Here is a 16,553-nt window from a genome sequence, read left to right on the forward strand (position 1 = left end):
GTTAAAGGCTTTTCAGGAAACGCCTAGGTTGGCCAAACACTATAACGAAAGTAACGATATTTAGATAAAGCGATGAAACGCAAAAAGTGACGGTTTAGTGTGTTTTTGTTTCGTAGTGGTCTGAATACTTGGTTTTTATATAGAAAAACGGGCTTTTTGGGTGATGTGACTGTCATTAGTCAGGGGTTATTCAATTCGTTCATTTAATGCAGTGCCCGAATGAACAGGTGAACAGTTAATTCAACGGATGAATATTTACATATTCTGAAAGGAATGTGCTGATTTACTGATTCGTACAGGGATTGTTTTTCTCTGAAGCAGGGATATTTTATCCCTGTCAGGAGAAGAGAGAAGCTGAGTGGAAAATCATATTACATCTGCGGTAACTGAAGTTTCCATAAATTGGCATAAGTGGAGTCAGGACTGTATATCAGTTCATGATGGGTACCCTGTTCAACAACGACTCCTTTGTCCAGCACAATAATTTTGTCAGCGTTATTTAAAGTACTTAACCGGTGCGCAATAACGATTACCGTTTTTTGATTTGCTTTTAAAAGATCGATCATTTTCTGAACATATTGTTCTGAAGCTGAATCGAGTGAAGAGGTGGCTTCATCCAGAATAAGAATTTCCGGGTCACGGTACAGGGCTCTTGCAATAGCAATACGCTGTCTTTGTCCGCCTGAAAGGGTAGTGCCGTTTTCACCCAGATAAGTTTGAAACCCTCTTGGCAGGGTTTCTATGAAATCAATGATCCCGAGCTGTGTGGAGATCTCAATGATTTTCTGCATATCCGGTTCGTAATCGCCTACGGCAATATTTTCTATAACGTTACCGGCAAATAAGTCGATTTTCTGAGGCACAACCGCTACTGCCTGCCGGAGCGAAGCATTCCGGATATATTTTAAGTCATAACTGCCAATACGCACATTGCCCTCCTGAATAGGATAGATGTTCTGCAGAATGGACATTAAGGTCGATTTGCCTGAACCGCTTTCGCCAACAATAGCGGTAAATTTTCCTTTGGGAATGGTCAGGTTTAAGTCTTCAAAAACGTTAATCCTGGTTCCATAACGGAAAGAAACGTTTTCAAAATGTATATCTCCTATTTTATCTGGCGTAAGATCAATCTGATTCTCATCATTTTCACGTTCCAGATCCATAATTTCAAATAACCTGTCTGCTGCAATAACCGCATCCTGTACGGTTTTATTCATTCCGATCAGAGAAGTCACGGGACCGGTGAAATAACCAATCAGCGTATAGAATGAAAGCAGTTCACCAGGGGTGATATTACCGTCCAGCACATATCCTGCACCTACCCAAAGCAGTACAATTGTTAGTAATCTGGATATTAGTTCTGATGATGTACCAGAGAAAACAGAGTTTATATTAGATTTATAGCCAGTCTGTAAAAGATTGATAAAACGGACTTCTGTTTTTTCATTGGCGTGGGATTCCAGCCCAAAACGTTTGATCGTACCTACCGAATTCAGACTTTCTACCAGCTGGGATTCCAGTTCTGCAGAATCTTCCATCAGCTTTCTCTGAGCTTTTTTATTCAGCTTATTGGTGATAAAATAGATGAGTGAATATAACGGAATCACTGTGAGCATGATTAATGCAAGTTTCCAGTAATAGGTAAACATCATGATAAAGGAGAAAAATACGATGAAGATATTAACCAGAAAGTTAATACTGACGTCGTTTAGAAAGGCCCTGATCTTTACAGCATCATTGATTCTTGATATAATTTCACCCACACGCATGGTATCAAAAAACTGCTGTGGTAATTTTAACAGGTGTTTGTAATAGCCTAAAATTAACTGGCTATCTATCATTTGCCCGGTTTTCAGTGTAAATATAGTTTTCGCAGTTCCTATGAATAACTGAACAGCCAGAATTATAATCATAGCTGTACTCATTAAATTAAGCAGATTCCGGTTACCGTCAACCAGTACAAAATCTATCAGTTTCTGTACAAAAACGGAAGTGGAAAGTCCTAATACTGTATAGACTATAGCGCCTAGTAATGCCTGAACAAGAATACCTTTGTGTGGTCTGATCAAACTCCAGAAACGGGTTTGTACGGATATTTTTTCGTTACCTGTCTGAAACTCGTCGGCAGGAAGCAGCAAGACCAGTGCACCTGTCCATTCCTTTTTAAATTCATCATGAGTTTTTTTGTGCATATGCCCGTCTGCGGGGTCCATCACTTCAATGAATTTGCTGGTTACCTTATAAATAACCACATAATGCTGCAAAATATTATCAATAATCAGGTGGGCTACAGCAGGTTTTGGGATTTTAAATAAGCTGTCAAATGTGCCTTTTACACCCGCGGCTTCAAATCCCAGTTTTCTGCCGGCTTCAACCATCCCTAAAACGGTTGTACCTTTTTTATCTGTACCGGCAAGCTGCCTGATACGGGCAACGGAAAGATCCAGTTTATAATGAGAAGCAATGGACGCTAAACAAGCTGCACCACAATCCGTAATATCTCTTTGTTTTACTTTGGTGCTCATACTTTATCGCTTACATTAGGATTTACCCAGTCATCCACTTTATCATACAGCAACTGATACAGACTACGTTCAGTTACGGTAAAACGTGCAGTGAAATTCATACCTTTTTTTAAATACCCTTTATAGCCATTTTTCAGTACCAGGTAATTTTGAGTCAGGTTACATCTGACCTTAAATACCGGCTGATTATTGTTTATAATGATAATATCATCTGATATATCGAGTACTTTACCTGTAGCTAATCCCCACTGGTTATAATTAAAGGCGTCTACCTGGAAGCGAACTTCCTGGCCTTTTCTGATCAGTCCTATGTCTGCTGGTTTGATATAGCAAAATGCTGTAATATTTGTATCTGGAGATATTTCTCCGATTTTCTGATTAGCAAATACATAAGCTCCTTTCTGGATACCGGCGAGATTCTGTATTGATCCGCTGATGGGAGCTCTTAAGGTATATTGTTTTTTCTGTTCATTTAAATCTACCTGCTGGCTGGAAAGCTGACGCAGTTCATTCCGGAACTGGTTGGCTTCTGTCTGCCACCTGGTTTTATACTTGGTGCTCACCATCATGTAGGCTGATGCTGCCTGTTCTTTCTCAAATTTATACTTCTCGTATTCAGATTCAGTAACCACTTTACTCTGGTACAGCTTACTGTATCTGTTAAAAGTAGCTTCTGTCTGTTCTTTTGCAATTCTTGCTCCTTCTGATTCCTGTGCAAATTCCTGCCACGCGGCCGTATACTGACCGGTTTTAGGATGAGGATAGTTATAGCCGTTCCATTGAATATATACCAGTAATTTGTTAAGATCCTGCAAAAATTCGCTGATCTGACCTTGCCGGGTTTGTACCAGAGCATCTTGTTTTTTTGGCGCAGAAGCGTCAATAACCAATAGAATATCTCCCTGTTTCAGTTTTTTATTGTCTTTCAGGTCAAGCTGAATAATCCGTCCGTTAACCGGAATTGTTAATTCAGTTTTCTCCATGGAAGACTGTAAGAGTCCTGAGCTTTTTACACTGATCGGGGTTTTGATAAAAGGTAACGCTGCGAATGTTACCAGGATTGCCAATACGGTAATGATATATATAAGCTGACTCTGCTTACCGATTTTTGATCGGTAAACTATGGAATTACTTGATATTGTTTCACTTGAGTAAGTAGATAGAGACATGTTGGCAGGATATAAAATAACCGTTATGCTAAATTCTGGCATAACGGTTATTCATAAGAATGTTAAATTCTAATTTTTTAAAGAGGACCTATGCCTATGTTAATCAGTGGTGATAATACCTTATTCAGTGTGTTAACAACATTGGTTAATAAGGTGTTTATCCCTCCAAATAATCCATTAAGAAAATCTACTAAACCGCCAACTAAACTGCCGCCCTCTGTGTTTAGCATTTCTGTTGTGTTCATTTCCTGAACACCCAGGTCTTTTAACTCTAATTTTTTCATCGTTATAGATAGTTACAAATAGGTCCCTACTCATTGAAGGCTTTTCGGGATACGCCTCTTTGGTCAAACGCTGAACCGAAAATAAATAATAAGAAGTTAAAAACATTGCGGGGATAAATAATGAAAAGTGGGCTGAACTTAATTCTTATGAACCAGAGTGGGTTTTTGGACTAATAAATGGCCTTTTTGGAATTGAAAGGGGCTATGAATGAACTGTTGTTCAATTCATTCATTATTCTGAGATGATGACTTCGTTGTGCTTTATTTCATAACGGATAATATTTAGCAGGAAATGGCCCAGCAGTAAGTCCACAGGATAAAGAAAATCTGCAAAGGAACTCTGAACCAGAGATACTTCAGACCACTTCCATTTGCAGTACCTTTCTGATAGTTTATCTGTTTCCGGGCGGCATTGATATTGGCTGGTAAAAGCAAGACGAAAAACAGAATCAGTAACCAGGCTGTCAGGATACTTAGAGAGGGAATCAGCAGACCTGCTGCGGCAAGGATTTCAATTATACCGGTCAGATAAACAAGTTCTTTTTTGCGGGGAATAAAATCCGGAACCATCATGGTCATGCCGTCTGTAAAGAAAAAGTGAGCTGAACCGGTAAAAATAAGCATGACGGAGAGTGCAATTTTTCCGGACAGGGCGGGGTCATTATAACCAGTTAGCAGCCGGATAATCAATAATGCAGCAGCAAATGTGAGAAGTAAAACTAGGAGTGGTTTCATGGTGTTGATTTTCTTAGATTATTGTCTGCTTAATTTATAGCCTATTCCTCATAAATCATGTTCATGCCAATAAATAATATTAATTTTTCCTGCTGACATAAGGCTGTCAGCCGCCATGAGTTCCTTTGTGCTGTAATCATTAAAAAAAACAGAAATGGAAAAGATTGTAATGCTACAGGACACCAACGTGATCACCAACGGAATTATCACTCAGGATGCTTTACTTAATCACTGGCAGGGCCACCGCCGGGTAACCAGAAGACTCATTGAAGCATTTCCGGAAGATCAGTTGTTTAATTATTCTATTGGCGGAATGCGCCCTTTTGCTGATATGGTAAAAGAAATACTGGGACTTTCGGGCATAGGTATCCGCGGTATAGTGACCGGAAACTGGACACCGACTGCCGAACTGGATTACCGGGCAGGAAATTCGGCAGCAAAAACCAAAGCAGAATTACTGCTTTTATGGGATCAGGTCACAGCAGAACTCAATGCACTCTGGCTGCAGATTCCTCATGAACGTTTTCATGAAGTCGTCAAAGCATTTGGTGAGTATGAAGGATACAGTACCGATATTATTCTTTACTGGATCGATAATGAAATCCATCACCGGGCGCAGGGTTATGTTTATTTGCGTGCTCTGGGGATTGAACCACCTGCATTCTGGAACAGAGACTAGATTTTATTCTTGTTTTTTCTTCTTTTTACTGGATTTGGCTTCTTTGTTATATTGCAGGGAAAGCCCAATCCAGTATTCAAGTGCTTTTGGTGTATTTACTTTTTCTTCTTCGATATAGACAAAATCCTTCATCACCCTGCCATGATTAATCATTTGCCGGCAGTTATCTTTCTCGAGTTCCAGTTCGGCCTGCTGTGCTCCGATACGGCATAAAAGATCTTGTTTGCCTATGCAAATGCACATTTTTTCATCGACCATAAAACATACTCCCTGAAACATTTTTTTCTCCTCGACGCCGGGCAGATCAGCTAAATATTCCCGGACACGGTTAACCAATAATTCATTATAAGCCATAGCATTTAATTGAAATTATGATATAAATATAATCAAACTAACGATGCAGATGTCAGGAATTCACTAACTTGTCAGCATTTTACAGGCTGTTTTTTATGAAGAAATATATTTTTTTTACACTATTGATTTTTTGGTTTGCTGGTGTAAAAAGTACCGTTTCCGGGCAAACTAAGATTGATTGTAATCAGGTGCTTGATCAGGAGCCTTATTTTGCAAAACATCAGGCTGTACAAACTGATTCCTTATTTTTGAGAGATGTGGAGATCTTAAAACATTGCGGCGGATATGGAACCATAGATACGATTATGCTGAAGCGATCTGTACTCTGGACAATTCTGCATACGGCAATGGAAGATGGAAAACCGGCAACTTACCGCACGATGATTAATTTCATGCAGGAATTTAAATCTACACCGCATTACCGCTTATTTCTGGCATCTCTGCACTTATATAAAAATCTGGGGAATACCCGGGTGAATCCGGCAGAATTTGACTTGGCTAAACCCTTTTTTGTGCAAATAGGATTTACACAAAATGATATTGATGATTTTAAACAGTTTATTTCAGATCCTGTTCATCATGATCTGACCTATATTGCTGCTTATGAACTTTATATGAAAGAATTTGAAGAGCTTACCGGTGGTAGTAAGTAATTTTAAAACTGAGCAAGTTTCGGGTAGGTAAAGTTTCTGGTCGTCTCTATTTTTGTGTAGTCAAATAAATTATTGGAGTGATGAAAGCACAGGAAGAAACTAATTTTAGCCGCATTGCAGAAGCAATCGGTTATATCAACGGCAATTTCAAAACACAGCCAGGGCTGGAAGAAATAGCTGAAAAAATAAATCTGAGTCCTTTTCATTTTCAGCGGTTATTCACTGAATGGGCGGGAGTAAGTCCTAAAAAATTTCTGCAGTATCTGACTGTTGAGCATGCTAAAAAAATGCTGAAAGAAAATCAGGCGACACTTTTTGAAACAGCTTTTGAAACGGGGCTTTCCGGAACAGGCAGATTACATGATTTGTTTGTTAATATAGAAGGAATGACGCCGGGCGAATACAAAAACGGGGGAGAGAACCTGGTCATTAATTACAGCTTCGCCGAGACTCCTTTCGGCAATATCCTTGTTGCCTCAACAACCAAAGGAATTTGTCATATCGCTTTTGCTGACCAGGCAGCTGTAGAACTGGAGCTATTGAAAGCTAAATTTCCCAATGCAGCTTATCAGCAGATCGCCGATGTGACCCAGCAACGTGCACTTTATATTTTTACGCATGACTGGGATAAGATCGGTGAGATTAAACTGCATTTAAAGGGAACTGATTTTCAGCTGAAAGTATGGGAGACTTTATTGAAAATTCCGGCGGGCCAACTGACCACTTATGGTACTATTGCCAAAAGCATAGGCAGGCCAGCTGCTTCAAGAGCTGTAGGGACTGCAATAGGTGCAAATCCGGTTGCCTTTTTAATCCCCTGTCACCGTATTATTCAGTCAACTGGACTATTGGGTGGTTACCACTGGGGAACTACCCGTAAAACGGCTATAATTGGGTGGGAAGCGGCAATGACAGATAACGAGGCATAGGATATGAATACAATAGAAGAAAAAATCAGTTCTGCCGACTGGCAAAGGGTAACAGAGGATATGCACGAGCGGGGTTACGCAATTATTGAAAATATGCTGACTGAAAAGGACTGTGCAGAACTGATCAGTGGTTATCAGCATCCGGATAGTTATCGTAAAACAGTGGTTATGGAGAGATACCGTTTTGGTATCGGAGAGTATAAATATTTCAATTATCCGCTGCCAGCATTGATTCAGACTATCAGAACAGCAGTATACAGCCATCTTGCACCTATAGCCAATACCTGGATGAGAGTGCTGCAGATCGGAAAACAATATCCTCTGGTGCATGAAGAATTTTTATCGCTTTGTGCTGAACAGCAGCAAACAAAAGCTACGGTTCTTATTTTGAAATATGGTCAGGGCGGATTTAACACCTTGCATCAGGATCTTTATGGAGATCTTTACTTTCCTATTCAGCTGGTGTTGTTTTTAAATGAACCTGGCAGGGATTATGAGGGGGGTGAATTTGTATTGACCCAGCAAAATCCCCGGGCACAGTCAAAGGCTATTGTGCTAAAACCGCGTAAAGGTTCTATGTTGCTGTTTACTACGAACTTCAGACCGTCAAAAGGGAGTAAAGGATACTACCAGATGAAAATGAAACATGGAGTCAGTGAGGTACATCAGGGAGAGCGTTATGCGGTAGGTGTTATATTTCATGATGCATTAACTTAATTGCGATGATTAAACATGCAGCAATCAGCGATGAGCAGGTGAGAGCGCTGATTAAAAAGGGTATGATCACGCTGGGCGGGAATAAAAAACTGAAAATCTATGGACGGCTTAATTGCAAAAGCGGAAAAAGGATGAACAGAGTAAACAGAGTCTTTTTTGCTGATGAAAAAGAAGCGCTGGAAAATGGCTTCCGCCCTTGTGCAAATTGTCAGAGAAATTTATATAAAGAATGGATTTATTCAGTAGAGGAGAACCGTTGAATTTATTACCCTATGATGGAGAGGTTCTCTATTACGGGAAGATCATTGCTGCTGACAGGCTCAACTATTACCTGCAGCGTTTAAGTGAAGATATTAGCTGGAAGAATGATGAGGCTGTTATCTTTGGCAAACATATCATTACCAAGAGGAAAGTTGCCTGGTATGGGGATGCTGAATATGCCTATACTTATTCCAATGTAACCAAACAGGCACTTTTATGGACAGCGGATCTGCTTGTACTCAAACAACTGGTAGAAGAGCTCAGCGGAACCAGGTTTAATTCCTGTCTGCTTAATTTGTACCATGACGGGGATGAAGGTATGGCCTGGCACAGTGATGATGAAAAATCGCTCGGCAAAAATACTACGATTGCTTCTCTGAGTTTTGGTGCTGAACGCAAATTTGCTTTTAAACATAAGACTGCTAAACAGTCCTTATCATTAGTGCTTGAAAATGGCAGCCTGCTGGTTATGAAAGGGGCTACGCAAACCCATTGGTTACATCGTTTGCCAAAGACTGCCAAAGTCACCAGACCGAGAATAAACCTGACTTTCAGAACGATCGTATAACAAATTCTTTTGATCATTGTTATCTTTGCAGGATATTATTAAAACCAGCGAATGACAGATGTTTCCAGGAAAAGTTTTTTGAGTGATGCGAAAGGCAAAATTATAACGGGTTTCGTACTTGCCTTTTTTGCGCTTTTTTTAGCCTGGGGAGTAAGTAAAATTGCATTTGATGAAATGCTGGATACGGTAGACACCATTTCAACCCCCAATGCCAAACTGCGTCTGGTGAATATGGTTTCCAGAAAGGTTGCCAGCCTGGATCAGCAGCAAAGGAATCTGGCGCTGAATTCACCTGGTAATTACAGCAATTTCTTTAAGCAATCCGGACAACTCAGGCTAATGCTTGATTCTCTGGGGGATATGTATGCTTCGGATTCTGTTCAGCTGAGCAGAATAAAGTCAATAGAAAAGCTGCTGGTACAAAGAGACAAACAGTTTGTCAATTATCTTAAAGTCAGGGAGGGACTGGTTAATAATAAGTCATTTACCCAGGAAGTTCAGAAACTGAATGAAATGGTTAATAAAGGGCCTCAGCAACAGGATAGTACGATCGTTACCACAGAGAAGAAAACTTCTACGGTAACCATATTTCCTGTAGATGAGTCCAAACAGCGGAAAGGATTTTTCAGTCGCTTATTCAGTAAAAAAAAGGAAGAAGAGGACAAGTCTTATCAGGTTACCAATGAAGAAAAGGTAAAAAGGGACACCATTGCGCTGGCAGGGGAGACCATTATTGCCAAAGGACTGGAAAAATCATTGCGGACTATTGCAAAGGAACAGCAACTCAAAAGTGCGCGTTTTCTAAACAGGGAAGCTACGCTGGCTAATGCCAATGAAGTGCTTATCCGCCAGATGCTTGATATTCTGAGAAAAGTGGAAAGTGAAGTGGTGACACAGATTGAGCAGAATGGGGTTGAAGCAAAAGCAGTGGTTAATACCGGAATAACAAGAATAAGCTTTATTATGATTGGCTTTTTCCTGTTAACTGTGGTGCTGCTGTATCTGATTCTGACAGATATTACCAAAAGTAATCTTTACAGAAAGGAACTGGAAGAGGCAAGAGATGAGGCTGAATATCATGGGATGGCCAAACAGCGATTTCTGTCCAATATGAGCCATGAGATCAGAACACCTTTGCAATCTATCATCGGCTATGCTGAGATTATCAGGGATCAGGAACATCCTAAACCCAAAGATATTGATGCGATTTATCATTCTTCTGAACATTTACTCCAGATTGTAAATGAGATTCTGGATTATAACCGGATTATATCCGGAAAATTTACTTTTCAGCAAAAGCCATTTAATACACGGGAGCTTTTAGAAGAGGTAATTACGATCATGAAACCTCAGGCAGAGCAGAAAAATCTTAAAATGCTTACGGATATTGAGCTGCATGGGGTTGATTTTGTAGAAGGGGATGCTTTCCGCCTGAAACAGATTCTATATAATCTGCTGAGTAATGCGGTTAAATTTACACAGAGTGGTGAAGTGCTGTTAAGGGTTTTTTATAAGCGGCAATCAGATAATCTGCATTTTACTTTCATGGTAAAAGACACGGGGATTGGTTTGACAGAAGAAGAAAGCAACAGGATTTTTAATGAATTTGAACAGATTGACTCACCGGATAAGGAAGTTATTAATAAGGCAGGTGCAGGATTGGGGCTGACTATTATCAAATCGCTGGTTGAGAATCAGGACGGACGTATTTATGTGAAAAGTAAACCTGCTGAAGGCAGTATTTTTACGGTATACCTGACCTTTAAAATTGCTGCTGAGGCAGCGGAAGAAAGTTATGTTCCCCAACTTAAGCAACAAAAATATGTTAAGGATAAGGTATGGGTAGTTGATGATGATCAGCTGATACTTGATTTATGCCAGATTATCTTCACTAAAAAGCAGATTAATCATTTATGTTTTAATTCGCCTGCGGATTTGCTGGCTGCAGACTGGGACCCCGAAGTGAAATACATCCTGATGGATATGCGGATGCCGGAAATCTCGGGGGCAGAGCTTTGCAGACTGATGAAGGCCAAAATTCCTGCTGATGTTAAAATATATGCCATGACTGCGCAGGTTCTTCCTGAAGAGCTGGAATCAGTGCTTCAGCAGGGCTTTGACGGGTTGATTATGAAACCTTTCAGAGAAAGTGATTTACTGGCTGTTTTCAGCACAGATCAGTCTGGTGATGAACAGGAAGATCATGAGGCGGAAGATTTTTCGGGTGTCGGACTGGATACCACAGTAGTAGAAAAGATGACCTTTGGCGATCAGGAGTTATTATTGAAAATTCTGAACAGATTTAAAGATGACTGTGAGTCTGATATGGCCGAACTGCAAAATAGTATAATTGCAAAGGATCAGCCTCTGGCCAGATTAATTGTTCACCGGATAGCTGGCAGAACTGCACAGATGGGTTCAGGACAACTGGCAGCTGAATTCAGAACAATGGAAATCGATCTCTCCGAAACACAGGAGATCGATAAAGATCAGCAGAAAGAACTGGGTGTTTTAATCAAAAAACTGGGTTTACTGATGCAGCTTGTAGATCAGAAGATAGCCTGATCTATTCAATCTCATAACGCTCCATTTTACTGTAAAGCGTTTTTCTGTCAATATTGAGGAGTTTTGCTGCTTTTGATTTATTGTATTTTACCTTAATCAGCGTTTCCAGAATAAGGCTTTTTTCATTACTCTCATTAATGGCTTTAAGATCTGATCCTCCAGGTTTAGGTGTTTGCTTAATGGCCAGTATCATTTCATCAGGTAAGGATTCTATTCCTGCTGTATCGGTAGGGGTAAGCAGGACCATTCTTTTAATCACATTTTTTAATTCTCTTAAATTACCCGGCCAGTCATATTGCAAAAGTAACTCCCTGACAGGAGCTGAAAGTTTTTGTACGTTTCTGTCAAGTTCAGCATTGGAAAGTTTAATGAAATGATCAATAAACAGTTCAAGATCTTTACCGCGTTCTCTTAAAGCGGGTAAAAGTATTTTAAACTCATTTAAACGGTGATAGAGATCTTCGCGGAATTCGCCATTCTGAATGCTGGTCAGCAAATCGTCATTGGTAGCTGTGATAATACGCACATTGACAGGAATCTTTTTCGTACTGCCCAAAGGCTGAATAATTCTTTCCTGTAATGCTCTTAAGAGTTTTACCTGTACTTCGTAACTCAGGTTTCCTACTTCATCGAGAAATAATGTCCCGCCTTCAGCTGCTTCAAACTGTCCTTTTTTGTCATTGACAGCGCCAGTAAAGGCTCCTTTAGCATGACCAAACAATTCGCTGGCCGCCAGGTCCTTGGAAAGAGCCCCGCAGTCAATGGCAACAAAAGGTTTGGTATTTCGCTTACTCTGGGTATGCAGGGTCCGGGCAGCATATTCTTTACCGGTTCCGCTTTCTCCCTGTATAATTACTGACATATCTGTTGGGGCAACCAGATCTATATGGGCATATAATTTGTCTGCAGTAGTGCTTTTTCCTTTGATGAAATCCTGGTGTTCAACTGAGTCAGTTTGATTATGTTCTTCTTTTTTTTCCAGGGAACCTCTGATAATCATCAGCAGTTCATCCGGGTTAACGGGTTTGGTTATATAATCTATTGCGCCAAGCTGAATGGATTTTACTGCTGTACGTACATCATTAAAACTGGTCATGATGACTACTGGATAGTTTAATCCCTGCTCACGCAGATGGGCAAGAACATCCAGGCCAGTACCGTCAGGAAGACGGTAATCAATTAAAAATAGTTCGAAATTATGTTGTGCAATGATTTTGAAAGTACTCTTGACATCATGAACTATATAAGGTTCGTGACCGTGCTTTTTAAGAAAGCCTTCTAACAACTGTGAGAAAGTTAGATCATCTTCAATAATAAGTATTTTCGCCATAGGTATCCGCTTCGCTTTGATATATAAGCAAAAATACAAAAGCCGGAGAACTTCCGGCTTTTATATTATTATATTTTATTGTGTGTATTGATTATTGTTGTACAACACCATCAGCACCAACTTTTAAGAAGGCTACTTTGTCGTCTTTTTTAACGTCAACCTGATAGTAAGTTGATTTATCTGCATTGGTAATTAAAAAGGCTGCAGTTGCTGTCCATTCTTTATAAGCATCTGCTTTTAAAGTTGCTTTTACTGGCTCTGGTAATTCTTCCAGTTTCACCGGCACTTTTCCTTCGTCTTGTTTTTTTACATTAGCAGCACTATCTTGTTTTAAAGTGTTAGTGTTACTATCTAATGCAACAGTGTAAGCTGCACTATCCTGTTTAACTGTATTTACTGCACTGTCTAAGGCTACTGTATATGCTGCACTGTCCTGTTGAATTGCAATTGGGCTTTTAATTTCATTTGCTTTAACTGTTGATACTCCTGCGATTGCTAATACTGCTGCTGATAAAATGAAATTTCTCATAATTGTTTATTTAAATTTTAAGATTCTAATTAACTAATTCTGTTTAGCTATGTTTCAAAATGGTGCCAGCGTGCCAGAAAATAGCTAATTCTCTTGTTAATAGTTGTTTATGGTTTTTAAGTAAAAAAATCGGTGATGACTTTCTCCACAGTCTGCCCCTATAACACAGCAATTTTATCAGAACAATTCTCTCTGGCAAACGTTATCTGCTGTGAAAATCAAACAATAGAGCTATGACTTATAAAGAAATGCTGAATACGCTGGCAAATAAGACTGCCGAAACCTATAATCTTTATTTACAGGCTAAGATTTCATCATCAGTTGATGACGATGACTTCTCTGCCGACAAAGCTGAACAGCACCGGGCTGAATATGAACGGCTGGAAAAGAAACTGGTAGCACTGCTGGCAACTATTAAAAATGATGGTTCTATCCTTGAACAGGCACCAGATAACTTCTTTGAAGACTTTATTAAATAAAGACTATTAAATTAGTAGTCTTTATTTAAAATAGGTATTTTTGAAAGATTAATTCAAAAATGTCTGATATGAAGTTACCCATAAACTACCTTGCTTTCATTATACCTGTATTCTTTATCTTTTTGCTTTTAGAATATAAACTGGCTAAAAGGAAAAAGAAAGAAGATTATTTTAAGCATGAAAGCTCGGTAGCTAATGTCAGTATAGGAATAGCAGAGCGATTAATTAACTTATTTGTTACTACAGCTTTTTATCAGGTTTTTGACTGGATATACACCAATTATGCACTCCTGCGTATTCCAAATACCTGGTGGATCTGGATTATTCTGATGCTGGCGACAGACCTGTTATGGTACTGGTATCACCGTTTAGGTCATGAGATCAATTTTTTATGGGCAGCACATATTGTCCATCATCAGAGCGAGGAGTTTAATCTCACTGTATCGGCCAGAATTACCACACTCCAGGCTATAATACGTAATGTTTTTTATGCTGTACTGCCGTTAATTGGCTTTCATCCGGTTATGGTATTTACCATATTACTGGTTCATGGTGCTTATTCGTTTTTTACGCATACGCAGCTGGTTGGGAAACTGGGCTGGCTGGAGCATATTCTGATTACACCATCCTTACATGGTATCCATCATGCCAGTGATGAAAAGTATCTGGATAAGAATTATGGTGATGTATTTACTTTCTGGGATAAACTTTTTGGTACTTTTCAGGTGGAAGAAGAGAAACCCAACTATGGATTGACTCATCCTTTAAAGAGTTATAGTTTTTTATGGCAGCATTTTCATTATTATCTGGAATTAGCTGAAGCCTGCCGCCGGGTAAAAGGGATTAAACAGAAATGCCGTATTATTTTTGGAAGTCCGGCTTTACTGGATCAGGATATCCGCCCTGCACTGGAAAAGAAGTTCCTGATGCCAGCGAGGAAGGATAATCACCAGTTTAAGTTCAGAAATTACCTGAATGGACAGGTGATTTTCTCTATTTTAATGCTGACCGGATTTACCGCCTGGTTCCCCGTTCTAGGAATTGCTGATAAATTGTTTATGACTGTGATTATACTTTTAACACTGATTAACTGCGGTGCATTGATAGAGCAACGCCGGTATATTTATGAACTGGAGTGTATCAGATTGGTTATCCTGTTAAGTTATATTTTCTGGAAAGCAGCTATTTTTGAATGGATTGTTTTGCCTGCAGTGGCTATGATCATGATGGAGCGCTTTTTTCAGATCAGCAAGTTATATTATCGTTATGTGCTGCGGGACGAAACTTTATATTAAATCTGTCACATTTATCAATACCTAAATCTTTTCTTAGCTTTGTATTTAATATGTTGTCTAAGAAAACAAAATATGCCATTAAAGCACTGGTGGCTTTAGGCAAGAACGTTGAGAATCCTCCAATGCAGATCGTAAGATTGGCAGAACAGGAGATGATACCCAGGAAATTTCTGGAACAGATCTTATTAGATTTGCGTAATGCAGGTTATCTGTACAGTAAAAAAGGGGCAGGTGGTGGCTATAGTCTGAACAAGAATGCTGCGGATATTTATCTCGTGGATATTCTGAGGATAACAGACGGGCCTATTGCTATGGTTCCTTGTGCAAGTCTGAAGTTCTACCGTAAATGTGATGAGTGTCATGATGAGAAAACCTGCGGGATCAGAAAAACATTTATTGACGTCAGGGATGCGACTTTAGAAGTGCTTTCCAAGACTTCTGTTGCTGATGTGATTGCCCGTGAAAACAGTGGTGAATTACTTTTTTAAAATTATTATAAAATAAAGACGACTATTTGAATAGACTTTATTATATTTGTTCATCAGCAGATATATAAACCTTTAAAATAGCCGGTTATGATTTTAAATAAAATAAAAAACAATATTCAGGAACCTCGTATTACATTAGTTGGAGCCGGCCCCGGAGATCCTGATTTAATAAGTTTAAAAGGTGTTAAGGCACTCAATACTGCTGATGTCGTTTTATATGACGCTTTAGTCAATGGTGCATTGCTTAATCACGCCCCTGAACACGCCATAAAGATTTTTGTGGGAGGTCAGTTTGACGGAGAATCGTTTTCGCAGGATGCGGTCAATAAATTAATGATTGATTATGCACTGAATTACGGTCATGTAGTCAGACTTAAAAGCGGTGATCCTTTTGTATTTGCCAAAGGCTTTGAAGAAGTCAATTTTGCCGAATCATATAGTATAAAGACTGAAATTGTACCTGGTATTTCAAGTGCGACCGGTGTTCCCGGCCTGCAGAAAATCCCTATGATTTACGGGAATATGAGTGAAAGTTTCTGGGTTCTTTCCGGAGTAAACTCTAAAGGAGAAATTTCTTCAGATTTACAGGGAGCAGCCAGATCGAAAGCTACCGTTGTTGTGTTAATGGGAATAGAGCGGATCAGAGAGATCGCTGCTATCTTTATCGCCGAGGGTAAAGAAAGATTACCGGTTGCGGTAATTGAAAATGGATCTGCTCCTGATGAGAAAACTATAGTAGGAGTGGTAGAGACAATCGCCGAACTGGTTGAAGACAATAAAGTATCTTCACCGGCACTGCTGGTTTTTGGAGATGTCGTTTCCTTACATCCTGCATTTGCCCGTATCCGGGATTTCTATCATATTTTGTCGGAAGAGTATTAATAGTATAATTTAAATCATATTAGTTTATAATAAAAAGCCAGGAGAAATACCTGGCTTTTTCATTTGTAATCATAGGTAAACTATTACCTTTGAATTCAGAGGCAGTTTAAA

General features: G+C 39.4%; 18 protein-coding genes. 11 read left to right on the top strand and 7 right to left on the bottom strand.

Going from position 1 to position 16,553, the window contains the following annotated elements:
* Positions 1 to 371: 371 nt before the first annotated feature.
* From PL_RS17785 to PL_RS17800, 4 genes are all read right to left on the bottom strand, one after another.
* Positions 372 to 2,525, bottom strand: coding sequence for a peptidase domain-containing ABC transporter (locus PL_RS17785; protein ID WP_041880449.1), 2,154 nt, complete (start codon positions 2,523 to 2,525; stop codon positions 372 to 374).
* Positions 2,522 to 3,694 carry an HlyD family secretion protein gene (locus PL_RS17790; protein ID WP_348620024.1) on the bottom strand — a complete coding sequence of 391 codons (1,173 nt, stop codon included), beginning with the start codon at positions 3,692 to 3,694 and terminating at the stop codon, positions 2,522 to 2,524. Before PL_RS17790 ends, PL_RS17785 begins: the two co-directional genes overlap by 4 nt.
* A gap of 77 nt (positions 3,695 to 3,771) precedes the next feature.
* Positions 3,772 to 3,978: a hypothetical protein gene (locus PL_RS17795; protein ID WP_041880453.1), complete on the bottom strand. Its 207-nt coding sequence runs from the start codon at positions 3,976 to 3,978 to the stop codon at positions 3,772 to 3,774.
* A gap of 282 nt (positions 3,979 to 4,260) precedes the next feature.
* Positions 4,261 to 4,713 carry a DoxX family protein gene (locus PL_RS17800; RefSeq protein ID WP_041880455.1) on the bottom strand — a complete coding sequence of 151 codons (453 nt, stop codon included), beginning with the start codon at positions 4,711 to 4,713 and terminating at the stop codon, positions 4,261 to 4,263.
* Between the two features lie 154 nt (positions 4,714 to 4,867).
* On the opposite strand from PL_RS17800, the gene PL_RS17805 reads away from it, so the two are divergent.
* Positions 4,868 to 5,392, top strand: coding sequence for a DinB family protein (locus tag PL_RS17805; RefSeq protein WP_235324487.1), 525 nt, complete (start codon positions 4,868 to 4,870; stop codon positions 5,390 to 5,392).
* A gap of 3 nt (positions 5,393 to 5,395) precedes the next feature.
* On the opposite strand, the gene PL_RS17810 is transcribed toward PL_RS17805, so the two are convergent.
* Positions 5,396 to 5,746 carry a TfoX/Sxy family protein gene (locus tag PL_RS17810; protein WP_348620028.1) on the bottom strand — a complete coding sequence of 117 codons (351 nt, stop codon included), beginning with the start codon at positions 5,744 to 5,746 and terminating at the stop codon, positions 5,396 to 5,398.
* A gap of 95 nt (positions 5,747 to 5,841) precedes the next feature.
* Here PL_RS17810 and PL_RS17815 point away from each other — a divergent pair, with 95 nt between their 5' ends.
* From PL_RS17815 to PL_RS17840, 6 genes are all read left to right on the top strand, one after another.
* On the top strand, positions 5,842 to 6,399 hold the full coding sequence (locus tag PL_RS17815; RefSeq protein ID WP_041880456.1) for a hypothetical protein: 558 nt from the start codon (positions 5,842 to 5,844) through the stop codon (positions 6,397 to 6,399).
* 80 nt (positions 6,400 to 6,479) lie between these two features.
* Positions 6,480 to 7,328, top strand: coding sequence for a bifunctional helix-turn-helix domain-containing protein/methylated-DNA--[protein]-cysteine S-methyltransferase (locus tag PL_RS17820; RefSeq protein WP_348620030.1), 849 nt, complete (start codon positions 6,480 to 6,482; stop codon positions 7,326 to 7,328).
* A 3-nt stretch (positions 7,329 to 7,331) separates the two neighbouring features.
* Positions 7,332 to 8,045: a 2OG-Fe(II) oxygenase gene (locus PL_RS17825; protein WP_041880457.1), complete on the top strand. Its 714-nt coding sequence runs from the start codon at positions 7,332 to 7,334 to the stop codon at positions 8,043 to 8,045.
* 5 nt (positions 8,046 to 8,050) lie between these two features.
* On the top strand, positions 8,051 to 8,305 hold the full coding sequence (locus PL_RS17830; RefSeq protein ID WP_041880502.1) for an Ada metal-binding domain-containing protein: 255 nt from the start codon (positions 8,051 to 8,053) through the stop codon (positions 8,303 to 8,305).
* A complete protein-coding gene (locus tag PL_RS17835; protein WP_041880459.1) occupies positions 8,275 to 8,874 on the top strand; it encodes an alpha-ketoglutarate-dependent dioxygenase AlkB family protein in 600 nt (199 codons plus the stop codon). Before PL_RS17830 ends, PL_RS17835 begins: the two co-directional genes overlap by 31 nt.
* A 51-nt stretch (positions 8,875 to 8,925) precedes the next feature.
* Positions 8,926 to 11,439 carry a hybrid sensor histidine kinase/response regulator gene (locus PL_RS17840; protein ID WP_041880461.1) on the top strand — a complete coding sequence of 838 codons (2,514 nt, stop codon included), beginning with the start codon at positions 8,926 to 8,928 and terminating at the stop codon, positions 11,437 to 11,439.
* 1 nt (position 11,440) lies between these two features.
* Here the strand turns inward: PL_RS17840 and PL_RS17845 are convergent, their stop codons facing one another.
* On the bottom strand, positions 11,441 to 12,769 hold the full coding sequence (locus PL_RS17845) for a sigma-54-dependent transcriptional regulator (protein WP_041880463.1): 1,329 nt from the start codon (positions 12,767 to 12,769) through the stop codon (positions 11,441 to 11,443).
* Positions 12,770 to 12,860: 91 nt separating this feature from the next.
* Complete coding sequence (locus PL_RS17850) at positions 12,861 to 13,298, bottom strand: hypothetical protein (protein ID WP_041880465.1); 438 nt, start codon at positions 13,296 to 13,298, stop codon at positions 12,861 to 12,863.
* 233 nt (positions 13,299 to 13,531) lie between these two features.
* On the opposite strand from PL_RS17850, the gene PL_RS17855 reads away from it, so the two are divergent.
* The 4 genes from PL_RS17855 to cobA all read left to right on the top strand — a co-directional run bounded on the left by PL_RS17855 (position 13,532) and on the right by cobA (position 16,442).
* Positions 13,532 to 13,777 carry a hypothetical protein gene (locus PL_RS17855; protein ID WP_041880467.1) on the top strand — a complete coding sequence of 82 codons (246 nt, stop codon included), beginning with the start codon at positions 13,532 to 13,534 and terminating at the stop codon, positions 13,775 to 13,777.
* A gap of 68 nt (positions 13,778 to 13,845) precedes the next feature.
* A complete protein-coding gene (locus tag PL_RS17860) occupies positions 13,846 to 15,072 on the top strand; it encodes a sterol desaturase family protein (RefSeq protein WP_041880503.1) in 1,227 nt (408 codons plus the stop codon).
* A gap of 50 nt (positions 15,073 to 15,122) precedes the next feature.
* The gene (locus PL_RS17865) at positions 15,123 to 15,560 is read left to right on the top strand and encodes an RrF2 family transcriptional regulator (protein WP_041880468.1); all 438 of its coding nucleotides are present in this window, start codon (positions 15,123 to 15,125) and stop codon (positions 15,558 to 15,560) included.
* 87 nt (positions 15,561 to 15,647) lie between these two features.
* Positions 15,648 to 16,442 (top strand): uroporphyrinogen-III C-methyltransferase, encoded by a 795-nt coding sequence (gene cobA / locus PL_RS17870; RefSeq protein ID WP_041880470.1) that lies wholly within the window; start codon positions 15,648 to 15,650, stop codon positions 16,440 to 16,442.
* Positions 16,443 to 16,553 lie beyond the last annotated feature (111 nt).

It is taken from the genome of Pedobacter lusitanus (assembly GCF_040026395.1).
GTDB lineage: Bacteria > Bacteroidota > Bacteroidia > Sphingobacteriales > Sphingobacteriaceae > Pedobacter > Pedobacter lusitanus.